This is a genomic window from Synechococcus sp. R55.3 (assembly GCF_047461975.1).
Classification (GTDB): domain Bacteria; phylum Cyanobacteriota; class Cyanobacteriia; order Thermostichales; family Thermostichaceae; genus Thermostichus.
The window spans coordinates 1-17853 of record NZ_JANSIG010000063.1 but is presented as its reverse complement, the minus strand read 5'-3'; the positions used below and the strand labels follow the sequence as shown (position 1 = coordinate 17853).

Sequence of the window (17853 nt, the reverse complement as noted above, 5' to 3'; positions counted from 1 at the left end):
TTGCCATATCCTTCTGGGAGGTAGCGCCAAGGAGCACCGGAACGGGCTATCCAAAGAACTGCTTCAATAAACTGTTTACAGTTTGCTTCTTTCCCAATGTTAACTCTCTCTTCTGTCCGTAAAAAGCCAATATCTTCTGCCATTTGTTTTCATCTAAAAAACCAACTTCATCCTCTTTCCTCCATAAATTATTCTCTCTATCTCAACATAAGATCAACACGACCTAGGACATTGAACCCACAACCAGAACCTTGAATACAGAAGGCCAGAAGGTTTTTCTCAGTAGCCCGTCTGTCTCAGCCTAAACTGAAACAACTATATCGCCACATGAGGCTTCGGCAAATGCGCTAGTGGAGCGGAGTCCTTTCGCCTACAGGTCTAGAGGCTTGTTTTGGCCGGAGCTGGGCTGCTCGCCATCCATTCTTCTCCTGAGTGGAAGGCGATTGGAGAACACCTCATGCTAGGCATTGCTAACGCGAACTGGCATTCCACTCATGGTGAAAGACGCCCGGCCTGTCGATGCGCTCAAAGGTGTGGGCCCCGAAGAAGTCCCGCTGGGCTTGGGTGAGGTTCTGGGGCAGGTTGGCGGTACGGTAGCTGTCGTAGTAGGCCAAGGAAGCGCTGATGGCCGGGATCGGGATCCCCAAGGCCGCCGCTGTGGCCACCACCCGCCGCCAGGATCCCTGCCGTTCCTGGAGGGCCTGCTTAAACTCCTCATCTGCCCAGTCTACGCGGGTGTAGTGTCTCTAGTATCGACGAAATCTTCAAGTAGAGCCAGTATAAGCTGCCTCGGTGAGGGAGGATTCCTGGTAAAGGCGGGTGGCAGGAGGAAATCCACAGGCGCTGCCATCTTTGTGGATCACTTTCTCTTCCCAGGGCAGGCGATAGGCCCCATTCACCAAATCCTGCATGTAGGTGTAGGGGCAATCTTGGGCTCCGCCTTTGACGGCCACATAGCCACGGTGTCCGAATTGATAAATGTTGTTTTCCACACCCCAATGGATGCGAGCTTCCCGCACCAAATCTGGGCGCACTTCGCCAGTAATGATTTCATCAGGGCGATGGGATCCCATGACCAGGGGGGTGCCATCAAAGTTGCAGATCATGCCCTCCCCCATAGAATCAAACGTGCCATCCGACCCACACATACACACCGAGGCCGTCACCATCAAATTGCAAAAGGCATTGGCCTGATTGGTAATTTGCCAACTGTGGCGAATGGGGGCAGTATATCCGGCAGTGCGCAACATAATCTCGGCCCCTTTGTAGGCACACTCGCGGGCCATTTCTGGAAACATGCCATCATGACAAATGATCAGGGCAATCTTTGAGCCATTCGGGCCATCACAGACAGGGATCCCTAAATTTCCCGGCTCCCAAGGTTCGACGGGAACCCAAGGATGCAGCTTGCGATAGTACAGTTGTAGGTTCCCTCGATTGTCGAGAATAATGCCGCTGTTATAGGGATTACCCTGCGGGTTGTATTCCATGATTGAGAAGCAGCCCCAAATATCGTTCTCTCGGCAGGCGGCACTGAAGGCAGCTACCTCTGGTCCATCCAGTCGGCACATGATCTCCGGATTAGTGTCCATCGACAGGCCGTGCAGAGAGTACTCCGGAAAGACCACCAAATCCATGCTGGGCATGCTGCGGCGAGCCTTCCCCACCATACTGACTATCTTTTGGGTTTGCGCCGCCAGATCATCGGGAGTAACCACATTGGGTAGCTGCAGTTGCACCAGTCCCAATACAACACCGTTGGGAGTTTTATTCAGGCCACCGAGTCCACTCATGATCAAATCCTTTGCTGATGAAGATGGAATGGGTTAGAGAGTTAGTCGAATGGATTTAAGAACTTGTAAAAGCCGATGTATCGATTTGCTATCTAGCAATCCCAGCTTAGGTAGATAATGGTAGGTAATGGGTGAACCTTGCTGTAACAAGATAAATTGGTAGTCTTCTCCATTTGTAGCTAATCCCCAAACAAATTCTTGATTTTTTATTCCTTTGTAAGCATAGGTCAATAATTGGGCGATGGCCAGGCTTGTAGCTACTGTTCCTCCCTTGGTTTCTATCACGAGGATCCAAAAGCTCTCTCTTGCTCCTCTTCTAATGGCGAGTAAGTCTACACGACCTTTGATGGCAACTTGGCCTTCTTCCTCCTCAACGATAATATCGGCAATATTTTCTTCTAGATTAATTTTGATGTCGCTCGATAGAAAGCCTGCCAGTTTGAGAAGTGGAGAAACAAACAGAAATTTGACTTGCCCTTCATTCAGAGTGTCATCGGCCAGATAGCTAAAATACAATTCCTGGAGTTGGGTCAGCTCCTCAATCTCCCGTTCAGTCAAAGGGGGTAAGTCCAGTTTTTCCTCGAACTCTAAAGAATCTCCCCGACACAGCCCTAAGAGCTCGTGAACCTCTCTCAGAGTCAGGGTATTGGCAGGTCGGGTTTGTACAGCGGTCATAACCAGGGATCCCTAAATCGGGTTCACTTCGACTATAGCCAGTCGGCTACTTCCCGGTGCCCAAGGCCCCAGGCATGCCTGCCAGGGTTCGCCGCGGAGAACTGGTCAGGATCATGATCCCCAAGGTCAGCACGTAGGGAGCGGCATTCCACAGGTAGTAGTTGGACTGCACACCCACCGACTGCAAGGCTGGCCCAATCGCCTGAGCTCCGCCGAACAAAAAAGCAGCCAATAAACACTGCAACGGGTTCCACTTGGCAAAGATCACCAGGGCCACGGCCATCAAGCCTTGTCCGCTGGAAATGCGTTCTGTCCAACTGCCGGGGTAGTATAGGGACAGGTAAGCTCCTCCCACGGCTGCCAAGAAGCTGCCTGCCATGATGCACAGAGCCCTTACCTTGGGCACCGAGATCCCCATGGCCCGTGCTGCATCGGGGTTGTCGCCCACAGCCCGCACGAATAGGCCCCAACGAGTGGAGCGAAAGAACCAGTGCATGACAAAGGCCAGGAGGATCCCCAGCAGCAGAAGTGGGCTCAGTTTTAGGGCAGCTTGAATGGCAGGACTGCTGCTCCAATTTCCCAACTCAAAGGCAGGTAGCCGGGGGGCTGCGGGCTGAATGAAGGGTTTGCCCAGGTAAAAGGCCATTCCACTGCCAAGGATGATCATAGCAATGCCCACCGCAACATCGTTAACCCGAGGTTGTTGGGCCAAAAAGGCGTGGATCCCTCCCAAGGCTAAACCGGCAAACCCGGCCACCAATACCCCTAACCAAGGCGCGACCACACTGCCTGCCGTGTTTTGGGTGAGGAAGGAGATGGCGTAGGCGCTCATTGCCCCCATCAACAGGGATCCCTCTAGGCCGAGGTTGATTTTGCCGCTTTTTTCCGTCAGACACTCCCCCAAGCTGACGAACAAAAAAGGCGCACTTCCCCGCAAGGTTCCGGCGATCACCGCCAAGGGGATCCCCCACCATCCTAGGGCTTCTGTTTCCATCTGAGTTTTTCTCCTGACCACTGAATTGGTTACTTGACCAAATCATTGCTACTTCGGGGGCCAGTTATCTAGGCTGGTTCTGAGGGTTCTCGATCCCGAAAAAAGTCGAAGCGCCCGTAGAGGGATTCGCTGTAGAGAATCAGCAAAAAGACAATGCCCTGAAACACCAACACAGTAGCATCCGGCAAATTGTGGGAGCGCTGCAAAATGCTGCCGCTGGCCAGGATCCCTCCCAGGAGGATAGCCATCGCCACTGCTGCGGCTGGGTTTTGTCGAGCGACAAAGGCCACCAGAACGCCGCTGTAGCCATAGCCCACAGTCAAGGACTCATTGGCCCGCCCGTGTACGGCAGCCACCTCTACCATGCCCGCCAAGCCGGCACAGGAGCCGGCCAGAAAGGTGATTAACAGTGTGAGTTTACCGACAGCAATCCCCACCATTCGGGCCACCTTTGGGTTACCCCCTATTGTGCGCACCGAAAAACCCAACGTGGTGCGTTGAATCAACACATAGGCAACCAGGCAGGCAACGATGCCATAGACCAAGCCGAAGTGGATGCGGGTGCCCCATAGCCGACCCAACATGTTGGCCTCGTCAACGGCAAAGCTGGAGGGCTTGCTCAAGAAACTGGGATCCCGCAGCGGCCCCCCCACCCAATGGTTCATCAGGGCAATGGCAATGTAGTTCATCAACAGGCTGCTGATGGTTTCATTCACACCCCGGTAGTGGCGCAGTGCCCCCACCACCATGATCCACAGGCCACCGGCCACCATGCCCGCCAAGGCCATCAGGAAAACGACCACGGGTGGAGCCAGGGATCCCGCCCACAGCCCCATCGCCACAGCTGCCACCCCCCCCATCACCAGAGCTCCTTCATTGCCGATGATCACCAGCCCCATGCGGGCCGGCAGGATGGTACACAGGGAGGTGAGCATCAGGGGAGCCGCCCGTTGCAGAGTATTTTGCCAAGAGAACCAACTGCCGAAGGCAGCTCTGTAGATGGAGCCATAGACGGCGAAGGGATTTGCGCCGGCCATGGCACAAAACAAGCCGAAGATCAACAGCGAGGCCAACAAAGCCCCAAAGGGCAGTAGGATCGGCTCAAGGCTGGAGCGCCACCGCAGCGGAACCGAGCGGGAAACAGCAGAAGAGGTGGTAGCCATCAGCTAGAGATACTCCCGATCACGCCTTCCACCAGGTAGTCCATGGATTCCAGCTCGATTGCCCGCTGGCCGTATTCCACTCCGGCAGGGATCACCTCTTTGCCGGTATTGTCTTTGAGAGGGCCTTTGTAAATGACCAACGAGCCAGCTTGCAACTGGGCAAGGGCCGCTTCTCCAGCTTTTTTGGCCTCATCGCTGGCTGCCGATCCCCAGGGGGAAGTTTTAATGAATTTCTCTTTGATACCCCCCCGAATGAGGTGGGGGATCCCACCGTTCATCAGGGTTTTGCCCGCCTGGATGGCTTCGGCAAACTGGGTATAGACGCTTGTCCAGTCGTATTCAGCGCCCGTCAAATAGCCCTTGGGAGCCAGCGCCGCTTGGCTGGTGTTGTGACCACAGCTCATCAGACCTCGCCGCTCTGCTGTTTCGATAACGATTTTGGGACTGTCCACATGGCAGGTGAGCACATCGATGCCTTGGTCGGCCATGCTGTTGGCAGCTTCTGCCTCTTTGACAGGTAGAGCCCAATCTCCCGTAAAGATCACCTGAGTGGTGATGTTGGGGTTGACACTCTTGGCTCCTAAGGTAAAGCTGTTGATGTTGCGCAACACAATGGGAATGGGTTTGGCGGCGATAAACCCAAGGCGGTTGCTTTTGGTCATGGAACCGGCCAGCACCCCGTTGATGTAGTGGCCTTCATCCAAGTAGCCGAAGTAGCTACCGACGTTTTTCGGATGCACTCCCTCAATGTAAAGTCCACCGGCGTGAAAGAATTGTACCTCTGAATATTCCTTGGCTACCCGCAAGATATGGGGATCGTAGTAGCCAAAAGAAGTGGGAAAGAGTACCGTTGCCCCATCTTGCTCGATCATGGCCCGCATGGTTTCTTCCACGGCCACCGTTTCCGGCACATTTTCTTCTTCAACGGTTTTCACCCAAGTTAGGCTGGACAAGCCAACTTTTCCCTCTGCATGGGCCTGGTTCCAGCCAAAGTCATCTTTGGGGCCAACGTAAATAAAGCCGATGGTGATCTCTTTCTTGTTCTGGGCCTGGGCACGCCACAACTGTGAGGTCAAGGTGATGGCAGCGGCGGCAGCACCAGAGCGAAGGAGCTGCCTACGAGTGTACAGATGACGAAACAATGGCCGGCTCATGTTGAGAATCCTATTCGTGAATAAGCTTTCTGGAAAGACGAGACCCAGCAGACTCGGTGAGGTTCTGAACCTCTGCTGAACCCCTGGCAGCAACTACTGGATTTAATAGCCTCTATCGAGAAGTTTTGGTAGTCTAAATTACAGTTTTCTCGATTCAAAGTTTTGATGCTTCACTTTATGCTGGCAAAAGTCCTTCCCGCTCACCCAAAGTTCGGTTAGCCCGTTTTTGGCACTGATAACATTCTCAAGTCTGATGAGTTTTGCGAGTGGGTTTTATGGGTTTTCAATGGCAAGAGGGTGTTGTTCTGGCCGGCCCGGATCTGGTTCCCCATCGCTGCTCCCGCTTCGGGGTAGAACAAGACACCGTTACCTGCATGGAACTGGGGGATCCCATTGTTGGGTTGGAACAGAGATCCTGGGTGATTTTGCCGGCTTTCACCAACAGCCACACCCACATGGGGGATAGCTGTCTGCCGGATGGGGCGACAGGCCTGACTTTGGAAGAGGGGTTCTTCCGACCTGACGGCTACAAATATCGAGAGTTAGCCAAACAGTCGCCGCAACAGCACCTGGAACACATCGCCGCTCACCTGCGCTACATGGCGGCAACGGGCACCATCCGACACATCGATTTTCGCGAGCAGGGGGTCTACGGCTGCCAACTGTTGCGGGAAGCTGCAGCCCAAACCGGGATCCACTCAGTGATCTTGGGCCAGTTTGAGAGCCTCCCTTTCAGTGAGGAGCAATTGCGGCAAAATCGGGATCCCTTAAACCCCCAAGCCTATCAAGAATTGCAAGAGATTCTGGCAGTAGCAGATGGATTTTCCGAGAGCACCCTGAACGATTTGACGGAACCCGCCTGGCGGCAGATCCACGACCTGACCGAGAAAATAGGCAAGCTGCGGGCCATCCACTGTCTGGAAAATGAGGGGTATCGAGAGGTCAGTCTGGCCATCGCCGGACGGGGAGATTTGGAGCGTGCTCTTGATTTTTACCGTCCCCATTGGGTGATTCACGCAACGGTGGCCAACGCAGCGGAAATTCAATTGCTCTCCCGGCATCGGGTGAATGTCGTTTTGAACCCACGGGCCAATGCCAACTTGGGACTGCCTCTCCCGCCGATTGCCCGCCTGCTGGAGAGTGAGGCCAATCTCTTGCTAGGCACCGACAACGGACTTTTGAATAGCCCGAACCTTTTGGCAGAGCTGGATTTCACCTACAAAGTGGCCAAAAGCCAGTTTGGAGATGCGGTGCGCCCTGATCCAGTCGAGATTTTGAAGATGGTGACCAGCAACATCCGACATTTACGGCCTCTACTGGGATCCGATGTGTACGGCTATTTGGATGTGGGGCTGCCCGCCGATTTGGTGGTGCTGGACTTCACCCGTCCTCATTTGCGGGCCAGTCGTCATCTAATTGCGTCGATTCTCACTCGGGTTACCCCGGCAGATGTGGTGCTGACGATGCGGCAGGGCCAGGTACTGTGGCGGGATCCCCAGCGGGTCAACTGATGTCGAAGCTGCGACTGGGAAAAGCTGGTGAAATGCGATTATTCCTGTCTATTTCTGGAAGCGATGTAGGCTCGCCACCCCCCCCAAGCGGTGATGTCCAATTGCCCCTCACACAGGTAGGGTTCGGCTAGGATCCCCAGCACTTCCTCCCCTTCTGCCAAAAGAATGCGGCCCACTGACAAGCCTGGCGGCTCTTGCAAAAGGAGTTGACCCAACCCATGGGCAGGGATTTCCCAAATCTCCAGAGCAATTGCAGAACCGCCCTGGCAAACCCGTACCATGCCTGGATAAAGACCGTCGATGGACCAAAGCCGATAACAAGCGGCTGTTTGGGCTTCCCGCACAAAGCGACCCCCAATTTGCAGTAGGTTCTCATTGAGGGGTAGCCCCCGCATCAGGGTGCCATTCACGGCCAATTTAATGTCCATATCAAATCAAACAGATTCTCCCGCCTCCGGATCCCCGGCCAGAGAGGGATCCCAAGACCTCCTCATGCTACCCGTTGCTAACGGGAACAGGTGCTCCACTCATGGTGAAAGACGCCCGGCCTGTCGATGCGCTCGAAGGTGTGGGCCCCGAAGAAGTCCCGCTGGGCTTGGGTGAGGTTCTGGGGCAGGTTGGCGGTACGGTAGCTGTCGTAGTAGGCCAAGGAAGCGCTGATGGCCGGGATCGGGATCCCCAGGGCAGCCGCCGTGGACACCACCCGCCGCCAGGATCCCTGCCGCTCCCGGATGGCCTGCTCGAATTCCTCATCCAACAGCAGGTTCACCAGCTCTGGATCCCGTTTGTAGGCCGACTGGATCTCGCCCAGGAAGCGGGCGCGGATGATACAGCCCCCCTTCCAAATCCGCGGAATCTCACTGAAGGTGTAGACGTAGCCGTGGGCAACAGTGGCTCTTTTGAGCAGGGCCATCCCCTGCGCATAGGAGCAGATTTTGGAGCAGTAGAGGGCGGCGCGCAGATCTTGGATAAAGCGATCGGGATCCCCTTCAAAAGTGGCGTCCGGCCCTTTCAACTGGGCAGAGGCAGCCACCCGCTCCTCTTTCATCGACGAGAGGATACGAGCTTGCACTGCCGCCTCGATGGTGGGCACCGCTACCCCCAGATCCAGAGCATCTTTGACCGTCCACAAACCGGTGCCTTTCTGCCCGGCCTTATCCAGGATGAGATCCACCAAAGGCTTGCCGGTTTCCGGATCCAGGGTTTGGAAAATCTTGGCGGTAATTTCAATCAGGAAAGATTCCAGCTCCGTTTCATTCCAAGCCTGAAAAATCTCCTGCATCTGCGAGGCCGACAGCTTCAAGGCCCTGCGCATTAGGTCATAGACCTCGGCGATCAGTTGCATATCGCCGTATTCGATGCCGTTGTGCACCATCTTCACGTAGTGCCCGCCCCCTTTTGGCCCCAGGTAGGTGACGCAAGGGCCATCCGCCACTTGAGCAGCAATTTTGGTCAAGATGGGCTCCAGTTGTTGGTAAGCCTCTGGGCTACAGCCGGGCATGAGGCTGGGGCCGTTCAGGGCGCCCTCTTCCCCGCCGCTCACCCCCATGCCGACAAAGTGGATCCCGGTGGGAGCTAGGGCTTCGGCACGGCGATCGGTGTCGGTGTAGAGGGAGTTGCCGCCGTCGATGATGATATCCCCCGGATCCAGCAGCGGCTTCAGCTCGTCGATCACCGCATCGACCGGCGCGCCCGCCTTGACCATGATCAAGAATTTGCGGGGCCGCTCCATCAGTTGCACCAGTTCCGGCAAGCTGTAGGCGGGGGTGATCTGTTTGCCTTGGGCTCGCTCCCGCATGAATTGGTCGGTTTTGGAGCTGGTGCGGTTGTAGACGGCAACCGGAAAGCCGTTGCGCTCGATGTTGAGGGCCAAGTTTTCCCCCATCACCGCCAGGCCGATCACCGCAAAGCTGGGCTTGCTCATAGTTGGGCACTATCGACACCTCACCCAATCTAGAGGCCAATCCGACCGACCGGGTTCAGGGATCCTGTTTTCTTCACGTTTGCCGTGGTTGCGGGTTTTGGGGTGGGTTTCCAGGACAGCTCAAGCTCTCGCGGGTGGTTACACCGGTTACCGGGTGGGATCCCTCAGCTTGCTCACACAACTGCCGCTTCGCCGCCCGATCCACATAGGCTTCGCTGAAATCGGCGCCGGCAATCTGCGCGCCCTGCCAAACTGCCCGCGCGGCAATGGCTCCCGTGAGGTTGGCCCCCCTGAGATCGGCTCCTGCCAAATTGGCCAGATCCAAGAGGCTATTGCTCAAGTCGGCACCGGATAGATTGGCCCCTGCCAGGTTGGCTTTGGTGAATGCCGCCCCCGCAAGGTTGGCCCCGTGCAGATCGGCGCCCTGCAGGTTGGCACTGACAAAGCTGCTGCCCCGCCAATCTTGGCCGGACAAATCCTGACCCTGCAGATCGGCGTTGTTGAAGTTGAGACGGGTTTGGCTGCCCGCCGGGGATCCCCAGAGGAGCCAAAGCAGCAAAGTGACCACTAGCAGGATGCCCAGCTTTCCGAAGTCGTGCCAGCAGGTCAAGGGGTTGGATTTTGCAGCCATTGGGGATCCCTAGGTTCTCTGCCCCCATTTTTGCCGATTTTTCCCTTGCTCATCACGTGGGAGCTGCTGAGAACTTGGATGGCGTTGCAGCAGAGACAGCCCTTATCCGCCGTAGGTCACATTCCGCTCGGTGGTGCGAAATTGCAGGACTGTCAAGCCCACCACAAGGAAAAACAGGACAATGGATTGTGCGGCAGCCCTGCCCAAATTGCCAGAAGACACTCCAATTTTGTAGATCTCGTAGATCAACACTGAGGTGGATCCGGAAGGGCCTCCGGCAGTTAGCAAATCGATGGTGCCAAAGATATCGAAAAACGCATAGGTCATGTTGGTAATCACCAAAAAGAAGGTGATGGGAGAAAGCAGCGGTAGGGTGATGGCAAAAAAGCGACGCACAGCCCCGGCTCCATCAATGGCAGCCGCCTCCAGCAGATCCTTGGGCAGGTTTTGCAGGCCGGCAAGGTAAAACAAAATGTTGTAGCCCATCTGCTTCCAAACGCTAGCAAAGATCACCACCCAAGGGGCCAAGTTGGGATCGCTGAGCCAGTTTAAACGGGGGATCCCCACCAGGCCCAGCAAATGGTTGGCCACCCCTCCCAAGGGGTTGAACATGATAAAGAAGATGATCCCGACCACCGCTGGAGAAATGGCGTAGGGCCAGATCAGCAACACCCGATAAATCGCCGCCCCTCGAATCGGCTGGTAGGCCAGCGTGGCAATCAACAGGGATCCGCTCAACCCCAGCACCACAATGGCCGCCGAAATGGCAAAGGTAATGCCGAGGCTACGCAAATAGGTGGCATCCGTCAGCAGACCGGTGAAATTGTCCACACAGACGAAGCGGCTGCGCGGCGCCCCCACAAACGTGAGCAGGGTGGAAAGGCGGAAGGTATCCAGCCCTGGGTAGTAGAGAAACACCACCAAGATCGTGAAGGTGGGCAACAAGAGCAGCCACGCCAGCCACCACTGCTTAAAGGTGCCCCTCTCCTGAACAGCTGGGCCGGGGATCCCCAGGCGGCGCTCCTGCTCCTTCTGCGTCCACGCCAACAGCGGCCAGAGGGGAATGGCCATGCCCACCAACACCAACCCCACGCCAAAGGCCATGTCGATGGCCTTGCGCTCCGGCTCAAAAGTGCAAAAATCCAGGGGCGCCATAAAAATCAGGGATCCCAGCCCTCCTGCTAGGCCCCCCAGCACTGCCCCCACCGGCACAGGCCACTCGATGCGTCGAAAACGGAGCCCCATCCAGAGGGATCCCAGCAACCCCGCCAACAGGGGCAGCAGCACTTGGATGAATCCCAACATCGCCTCTCACCTCGGCTGTGCTCTTCACAAGAGCCTTATCAAAGCCCGGAAAGGGGCAGGCCGCCGCCCACCCCCATCCCTCAATAACACCCCTGGCCCATCGACACTGGGGCTACTGGTAAAGGGAGTTGTACTCCGCCAGAAGGCGGTTGGCCTCCTCGTTGGCCTTGGCCATGGCCTGGGCCGGATCCCCGCCTTTAAGCATCAGATCTTCCATGGTTTGGGTTACCACGTTGCGAATTTCGGGGAAAGCCCCCAGCAGCGCCCCCCGAGTGGCAGGGGTCACCTTGGAATTGTTGATTTGGTCGCTGGCGGTGAAGAAGTTGGGGTTTTCCTTGAACCAGCCCTTCGACTCCAGCAAGGCTACCGAGCTTTTCCGAATGGGCAAGTAGCCGGTCACTTGGTGCCACTCGGCAGCATTTTCGGTGTTATTGAGCCACAACATGAAGGTCAGCGCCCCCTCTTCCACCTCTTTGGGCAGATCCTTCACCAACCAGAGGCTGGCTCCCCCGATCAAGTTGCCTGTCCAACCCTTGTCGGCGTTGTAGGGCATGCGGGTGGTGACCAGCTCGATGTTGTTTTGCTTGGCAGCGTTGGTGATGTTGGCGGCATCGGCGCTGCTGGTGATGGCCATGGCGACGGTACCGGTCTGGATGGCCTGCTCGGTGGCTGCCCAATCCCGCTGCTTGCCGCTGTAGATGTAGTAGCCTTTGTCATACATCCCTTTCCACCAGGTGGCGATGGCAATTGACGGCTCCGAGTCCAAAAAGACCTGGGTGGCACGGGCGGCACGGCCATTGTCGTTGTTGGCCAAGAGGGCATTCTGCTGGGCCATCCACTGCTCGTAGAACCAGCCGTGATTGGGCCAGGTCACACAGCCCTGGGGAGCGTCGGGGAGGGCCATGATCTTTTGACAAGCAGCCTCCAGCTCTTGCCAGGTGGCCGGCGGCTTTTCGATCCCAGCCTTCTTCAAGATGGCCGTGTTGGAGTAGAGAATGGGGCTGGAGCTGTTCCAGGGCATGGAGGTAAATTTGCCATCCAGGGTGTAGTAGCTCACCACCGGCTCGATAAAATCGTCGAAATTCACTGGGATCCCGTTCACTTCGGTGCGATTGCCCAGAGCATCGGCAATGGACTTGAAGTAACCAAAATCCCGTGCCCGCTGGGTGCCCACCTCAAACCACTGCACCACCGAAGGAGCAGCATTTTGTTGAATGGCCAGGTCGGTGGCTTGCTGAATTTCTTCGTAGTTGCCGTAGCCTTCGACCGTAACTTTGTATTGAGGAAATTGCTTGTTGAATTCTTCCGCTTTTCCGCGGGCCCAATCCAGGCGGTTATCGGTAAAGGCAATCCAAACTTTGACTTCGGCAGGAGACTGAGCAAAGCTGTCGGCAGCCAGAAGAGCAGCAGCAGAAGCAGCCACCAGGCCAGCCGCAACAGCCAGGAAAGTACGACGGGTGTTCATAGAAAAATGCAGTCGCATTCGCTAAAGGCACCTCTGAGATTACAGCACCGACATTAAGAGCAGGTTATATCTGGCTGGGATCCCCTCGGGAAGTGAACCTTCAGGCCAAAGTCAGAGTCAGATGAGGTGAGCACCTAGCCTGGGTCATGATTGGCAATTTCTCAAGGGGTCTCGAAAAATGAGAATGAAAATGAAAACCGCAAGCTTTTGCCTGTTATTGGTTACTGCCCTCCTGATGGCGCTTGCTCCCTTTGCGCAGGCTCGCCCCCGTCAACGCACTGCCACAGCCACCACGCCAACGGGTGGATCCCTGGCCCCGCGCGGTGGGCGCACCTTCACTCACTCCGGCACCTACACTGGCACCGGGCCAAGTGGCAGATCGGGTAGTGGCACCTATTCCGGCCAGGGATCCCGGCAATTCATTCCCGGTCAGGGGGTGGAAGGAGACTACTCCGGCCAAGTCACTACCCAACAAGGTCAGACCTGGAACCTGAACCATCAGCACACCACCACCCGCACGAATGAGGGCTGGCAACGGCAGGGCAGCACCACGGTGCACAATGCCCAGGGCGAGACGGTAGGCAGCAGCTCAAGCCTTACTGAGGGCCAAGCGGGGCAAGGCTGGCAGCGCAGCGGCCAATTCAGCAATGCCCGCGACCAAACCTGCACCACCGAATCGAGGGGCACACCGACGGGGCCAGGACAATGGCAGCGCGAGGCTCATGTTTTCAATGCCGAAGGGGATCTGCTTGGTGGCACCCAGTCCTCTGTGCAGTACCGATTTGTGCCAGGACAAGGCTGGGTGAAAACAGTAGAAGGCAAGACTCTAAAGGGTCAACCCATCCGCCGCACCACCACGATCGGCCCCAATCCGTGAAGGATTTGCAGGGATCCCCTCCTCAGCTTGGCTTGGCATGCCGCCGCAGCGCCTGGATCCCCGCGGCCAGGGCAAAGAGCGCGATCAGCAGCAAGGTACTTAGGGCCGCCGCTTGCTGGGTATAGCCCCCTTGTTGCAAGCCAAAGATGAGCCACCCAAAGGTCTCCGAGCGGGAGGTCACCAAGAGGGCGGAGAGGGTCAGCTCGGCAAAAGATTGCAGAAATACCAGCAACACTGCCGCCGTCAGGGCTGGCGCCAGCAGCGGCACCAAGATGTGGCGAAAGGTTTGCAGCAGGGAGGCCCCGTCAATACTGGCTGCCTCCTCAAGGCTGGTATCCAAGCTGCGCCACGCCGCTTGCAGGGGCTGCAGTGCCAGGGCCGAGAACCGCCCCAGGTAGGCCATCAGGATCAGCCATAGGGTGCCGTAGAGGCTCAGCCCCGGCAGGGGAGGAGGCAACCACACCAAGATGAGAGACAAAGCAAAAATCAGGCCCGGCAGGGCATAGGGCAAGTCCACGATGAAGCTGAGCAGGGCCAACAGCGGCACCTTCAAGCGGGTCAGGGCATAGCCCAAGATCGTCCCTATCCCGCTGCAGAGCAGTGCCGCTCCTCCCGCCAAGCCCAAACTGTGCAGCGTGGCGCGGCGGGCCCGCTCCAGATCAAAAAGAACCATGCGGAAATGCTCCAGGGTTAGGTTAGACCAGGTCAGGGGCAGGCCATAGGCCCGCAGCAGGGCAGTCGCAGCCATGGCCAGCAAGGGCCCAAGAACGACCAGCAGAGCTGCGGCGAAAAGGATCCCGCTGAGCAGCCAACCCAGCCAGCCCAGGCGATAGGGATCCGGAGGCGCCTCGCCGGGATCCAACCCCTCCTGACTCCGCTGGGGCCAGCTCAAGAAGAAGAGGGCCGGCAGGCCAAAGAGCAACGCCAGCGCCGCACTGCGCCCAAACCCATCGCCGCTGAAGTTGATCACCTCCTGGTACAGCAGAGTGGGCAAGGTCAGGTAGCGCCCCGGGATCCCCAGCAAGGCCGGGATCCCGAAATTGCCCCAGGCCCCCAGGAACGCCAGTGCTGCTGCTGCCGCCACAGAGGGCCGTAACAGAGGCAGCGTGACGTAGAGCCAAACCTGCAGCAGGTTTGCCCCATCCAGTTGGGCCGCCTCCTGAGCCTGCTTGGAGAGCCGGCTCAGGCCCGCCACCAGCGTCAGATAGGCAATCGGCAGCACAAAAAGAGCCAGCAACAGGATGATCCCCGCCGGTGTGTAGAGGCTCCACAGGGATCCCTGCTTTCCCAAAATCCAGCGCAGCCCCTGCTGCAGATAGCCCACCGGCCCAGCCCACTGGATCCAGGCCAAGGCCAAAACCTGGGGCGGAATCACCAGAGGAGACAAAAAGAGCAGCCGTAGGATCCCGCGGCCCGGCAGATCCGTCTGGGTGGTGAGCACCGCCAGCAGCAGAGCGGCCCCAAGAGCCAGCGCCGCTGAGGCCGCGGACACCCAAAGGCTATGGCGTAGCGCCAGATGGACGCGAGGCGTTTCCAGCAACCAGCGGATGTTCTCACCTTCGCCGCCCAAGGCCCGCTGCAGCAGCCTCCAGAGGGGATAGACGTGGGTCAGAGTCACAAGGGCGGCTACAGCCACCAGCCAGGGGATAATGGGGTGCCTCAACCCTTTGCTCAAGTCCTTCCACCGCAAGACTTGGCCAGCGTCTGGCCAGCTTGATGTCAACCTATTCCCCAAACAACTTGGCAAAGCGAGCCTTGTCGGCCTCGCGGCTCTCGGCCAACTCCGTCGCCGGCACGCTTAAGATCTTCAGCTCGCTCAAGGCGGGGAACCCTTTCGGAGGTGTGACATCCTGCCGCAGTGGCATATAGCCCATCCCTGCAGCAACCTCCTGCCCCTTCTGAGACAGCAAGAAGTCCACAAAAGCCTGGGCAGCTTCCAGGTTGGGCGTTCCTTTTACAATTCCCACCGGCTCTGTAATCAATGGCACACCCTCCTTGGGATAGACCACCTCCACTGGGGATCCCTCGTTGCGGCTGCGAATGGCGAGAAAGTCCACCACCATGCCGTAGCTTTGTTCGCCACTGGCGACGTTGCGAGCCACAGCGCCATTGCCTTGCACCAGCACTGCCTTGTTCTTTTTCAGGGCTTCGTACCACTCCCAGCCCAAGCCGGGGGTGCGGGTGATAACCCCCAAGTTGTAGGCGGCGGCGCCCGAATAGGTAGGGCTGGGCATCACCAGTTGGCCTTCAGGAACCTGGGCCAGGGCTGCCCAGCTATCGATGGGCTGGGCTTTGGCCGTGTTGTAAACGATCACCGTGGCCAAGATCTTGGTGCCGAAGTAGTGGCAGTCTGGGTCGTAGTAGGTGGCAGCGATGGCTTTGGCCTCAGGGCTGCAGTAGGACTCCAGCAAATTGCGGGCTTTCAGCAGCTCAAAGGTGGGCGCATCGGCCACCAACAACACATCTGCCTGGGGGCTGCCCTTTTCTGCTTCTAAAAGAAAGCGGCTGATCACCTCCTCGGTGCCGGAGCGAAAGATCTCCACCGAAACCTCTGGATAAACTTCCCGAAATGCAGCAACAGTTTTCTGAGCATCTGCATCGGGTTGGGAGGTGTACAAACGCAACGTCCCGGAAGGCTTAGCCCAGGCTGAGCTCAAGGATCCCCACGCAAAAGGCTGGGCAAAAGCCACGCTGCAAAGCACCGCCAACAAAGATAGAGGACGCACGGTGATTCTCCTAACCATTCCAAAATCGGTTTTTGCATTTACTCTCACTTTACTGCCGATCTGGCACAAATGAGAGCATTGCCCAAATTCACCGGAGAATAAGCCTGTATTGCAGCTTTTCAGACAACATCTATCACAGCCACTATAAGTCACAACCACATGGATATGGATAGAAGCACCCCCTGCGTAGCAGGGATCCCACTTCGCTCACAAAACTCGCAGGAAGCCGGGGGAAGCTTTGGCTTCGGGGTTCCCAGGTTTCCCCCTATTTTAGGAGTTGAATACAGCTCAGAATACCTCAATAAAATCATCCAAAAGTTATTTTCTAGTTATTTTGAGATTAAGTTCTGATTAAGAAAAATTACCGGCCAGATTGTGAGAGGAAAAAGCACAGCTTGGTTCAACCAGCTATGCTTTTTGGAACCACATACCCTGTACTTTGGCTATAGGGATCCGAAAGCGTCTTCCTTATCTAGCTCCTCCTAGAGAAGCTTAACCAAGGCAACCAGCTTCCGACTCCACCCGCCGGCTTGCCGTCGTATCCGGCACCCCCGTCGACAACCGGTAACGCCTTCCACGGTAGTACCACCCCAGCCGCGATACGCCACGGTCAGACCAAAAGCTCACAAGACTCCTCCTGCTTTGCTCCTTCTCCACCCCCCTCGCAGACACTTTTCGCCCCGAACTCAACCGTTGCCTTGGGGCTAGGTTGGGCCCGGAAAGGCCTACAGCAGGCGAGTTTTGAGGTTTAGTTTAAGGCCTGCCCAGTGTTGGGAAGCGGGCGGACGGAATCGAACCGACAACAGCAGTTTGGAAGACTGCGGTTTTACCATTAAACTACGCCCGCACGGGCATTCAGCGATGCTGAATATCTATGGTAGCATCTCTCGGCGGTGCCCCTTCCCACTCAGAGTTTGGAGAAAAATCCATCTCCATCAGCGGGACAGACTTCTCCGGTAGGCTGCGCTTACTTGCGGCGGAGATCTTTCTGGCGTTTCTTCTGCCATTGGCGAAATTCTTTCTCGTAGCGTTCACCTTCTGTTTGGTAGGCGTTCCAGCCCTTGAGGGAAACGGTCAAGCCCCAGCCCATGAGGATAAATAGCGACCAGGATAGCCCCCCACCGGAGAGCCAGTCCAAGCTCAGCAAAAAGCTGTTGACAATTCCATAGCGACCCAGCAATTGGTAAAACTGCCGACGGCGGTAGCGCTGAAATTCTCGGTGTTGGCTATTCAGCTCTTGCCAAGCCTTCCATTCCTGCTCGGCCAAATCCAGCTCTTGGGGGGAGATCCCCAGTTCGGCGGCCATCTCCTGCAGTTGGGAGCGGGTGAACTCGCCCAGGCGCGGCTGGCGGGCAATGGCTCGCTGCAGGATCTGCTGCACGTCCTCTTGGCTGTACCGGGATCCCGACATTTGGCTGGCTGATATTCAACTTTGTAAACCTTATAATCCCCTAGTCTAGGCTAGCCGGATCTTGGGCCTTATGAAGCGCCGTCTGCTGCGGGATCCCAGCCGGCAAATCTCAACTCGAATGTCAAATCGCACTAATCGCAGTCACCGAAAAAACTGGGTCTGAAGCCCCGCCCTTAAAGCCTACGGCCCGCTGACGCGACAGGGCGGCTTTCATGTGTGTACAA

General features: G+C 56.9%; 15 protein-coding genes, 1 tRNA gene and 2 pseudogenes. 2 read left to right on the top strand and 16 right to left on the bottom strand.

Features of this window, described 5'->3' with window-relative positions; genetic code table 11:
- The 7 genes and pseudogenes from NW849_RS10300 to NW849_RS10270 all read right to left on the bottom strand — a co-directional run.
- A pseudogene (locus tag NW849_RS10300) lies at positions 1-133 on the bottom strand (transposase); the annotation flags it as partial.
- A 337-nt stretch (positions 134-470) separates the two neighbouring features.
- A pseudogene (locus NW849_RS10295) lies at positions 471-713 on the bottom strand (NADP-dependent phosphogluconate dehydrogenase); the annotation flags it as partial.
- A 51-nt stretch (positions 714-764) separates the two neighbouring features.
- The gene (locus NW849_RS10290; protein WP_414357565.1) at positions 765-1793 is read right to left on the bottom strand and encodes a formamidase; all 1029 of its coding nucleotides are present in this window, start codon (positions 1791-1793) and stop codon (positions 765-767) included.
- A gap of 33 nt (positions 1794-1826) precedes the next feature.
- A complete protein-coding gene (locus NW849_RS10285; RefSeq protein WP_414357564.1) occupies positions 1827-2468 on the bottom strand; it encodes a restriction endonuclease subunit R in 642 nt (213 codons plus the stop codon).
- A gap of 46 nt (positions 2469-2514) precedes the next feature.
- The gene (locus tag NW849_RS10280) at positions 2515-3462 is read right to left on the bottom strand and encodes an ABC transporter permease (protein WP_414357563.1); all 948 of its coding nucleotides are present in this window, start codon (positions 3460-3462) and stop codon (positions 2515-2517) included.
- A gap of 68 nt (positions 3463-3530) precedes the next feature.
- Positions 3531-4625 carry an ABC transporter permease gene (locus NW849_RS10275; RefSeq protein WP_414357562.1) on the bottom strand — a complete coding sequence of 365 codons (1095 nt, stop codon included), beginning with the start codon at positions 4623-4625 and terminating at the stop codon, positions 3531-3533.
- Entirely contained in the window at positions 4625-5779 is a 1155-nt protein-coding gene (locus NW849_RS10270) for a BMP family ABC transporter substrate-binding protein (RefSeq protein WP_414357561.1), read from the bottom strand. Before NW849_RS10270 ends, NW849_RS10275 begins: the two co-directional genes overlap by 1 nt.
- A 275-nt stretch (positions 5780-6054) precedes the next feature.
- Between NW849_RS10270 and NW849_RS10265 the strand changes: the two genes are divergently transcribed.
- A complete protein-coding gene (locus tag NW849_RS10265; RefSeq protein ID WP_414357560.1) occupies positions 6055-7290 on the top strand; it encodes an amidohydrolase family protein in 1236 nt (411 codons plus the stop codon).
- Between the two features lie 38 nt (positions 7291-7328).
- Here NW849_RS10265 and NW849_RS10260 read toward each other — a convergent pair whose 3' ends face one another.
- The 5 genes from NW849_RS10260 to NW849_RS10240 all read right to left on the bottom strand — a co-directional run bounded on the left by NW849_RS10260 (position 7329) and on the right by NW849_RS10240 (position 12615).
- On the bottom strand, positions 7329-7718 hold the full coding sequence (locus NW849_RS10260; protein WP_099812288.1) for a gamma-glutamylcyclotransferase: 390 nt from the start codon (positions 7716-7718) through the stop codon (positions 7329-7331).
- 77 nt (positions 7719-7795) lie between these two features.
- Positions 7796-9214 (bottom strand): NADP-dependent phosphogluconate dehydrogenase, encoded by a 1419-nt coding sequence (gene gndA / locus NW849_RS10255; protein WP_414357559.1) that lies wholly within the window; start codon positions 9212-9214, stop codon positions 7796-7798.
- A gap of 73 nt (positions 9215-9287) precedes the next feature.
- Positions 9288-9845, bottom strand: coding sequence for a pentapeptide repeat-containing protein (locus NW849_RS10250; RefSeq protein ID WP_414357558.1), 558 nt, complete (start codon positions 9843-9845; stop codon positions 9288-9290).
- A 102-nt stretch (positions 9846-9947) separates the two neighbouring features.
- A complete protein-coding gene (locus NW849_RS10245) occupies positions 9948-11150 on the bottom strand; it encodes a carbohydrate ABC transporter permease (RefSeq protein WP_414357557.1) in 1203 nt (400 codons plus the stop codon).
- Between the two features lie 112 nt (positions 11151-11262).
- Complete coding sequence (locus NW849_RS10240; protein WP_414357556.1) at positions 11263-12615, bottom strand: ABC transporter substrate-binding protein; 1353 nt, start codon at positions 12613-12615, stop codon at positions 11263-11265.
- 190 nt (positions 12616-12805) lie between these two features.
- Here NW849_RS10240 and NW849_RS10235 point away from each other — a divergent pair, with 190 nt between their 5' ends.
- Positions 12806-13492 (top strand): hypothetical protein, encoded by a 687-nt coding sequence (locus NW849_RS10235; protein ID WP_414357555.1) that lies wholly within the window; start codon positions 12806-12808, stop codon positions 13490-13492.
- 22 nt (positions 13493-13514) lie between these two features.
- Here NW849_RS10235 and NW849_RS10230 read toward each other — a convergent pair whose 3' ends face one another.
- From NW849_RS10230 to NW849_RS10215, 4 genes are all read right to left on the bottom strand, one after another.
- The gene (locus NW849_RS10230; protein ID WP_414342291.1) at positions 13515-15155 is read right to left on the bottom strand and encodes an ABC transporter permease; all 1641 of its coding nucleotides are present in this window, start codon (positions 15153-15155) and stop codon (positions 13515-13517) included.
- Positions 15156-15216: 61 nt separating this feature from the next.
- Positions 15217-16218: an ABC transporter substrate-binding protein gene (locus NW849_RS10225; protein WP_414357554.1), complete on the bottom strand. Its 1002-nt coding sequence runs from the start codon at positions 16216-16218 to the stop codon at positions 15217-15219.
- 776 nt (positions 16219-16994) lie between these two features.
- A tRNA-Gly gene (locus NW849_RS10220) sits at positions 16995-17065 on the bottom strand.
- A 120-nt stretch (positions 17066-17185) separates the two neighbouring features.
- Positions 17186-17629, bottom strand: coding sequence for a 2TM domain-containing protein (locus tag NW849_RS10215; RefSeq protein ID WP_414357553.1), 444 nt, complete (start codon positions 17627-17629; stop codon positions 17186-17188).
- Positions 17630-17853: the final 224 nt, after the last annotated feature.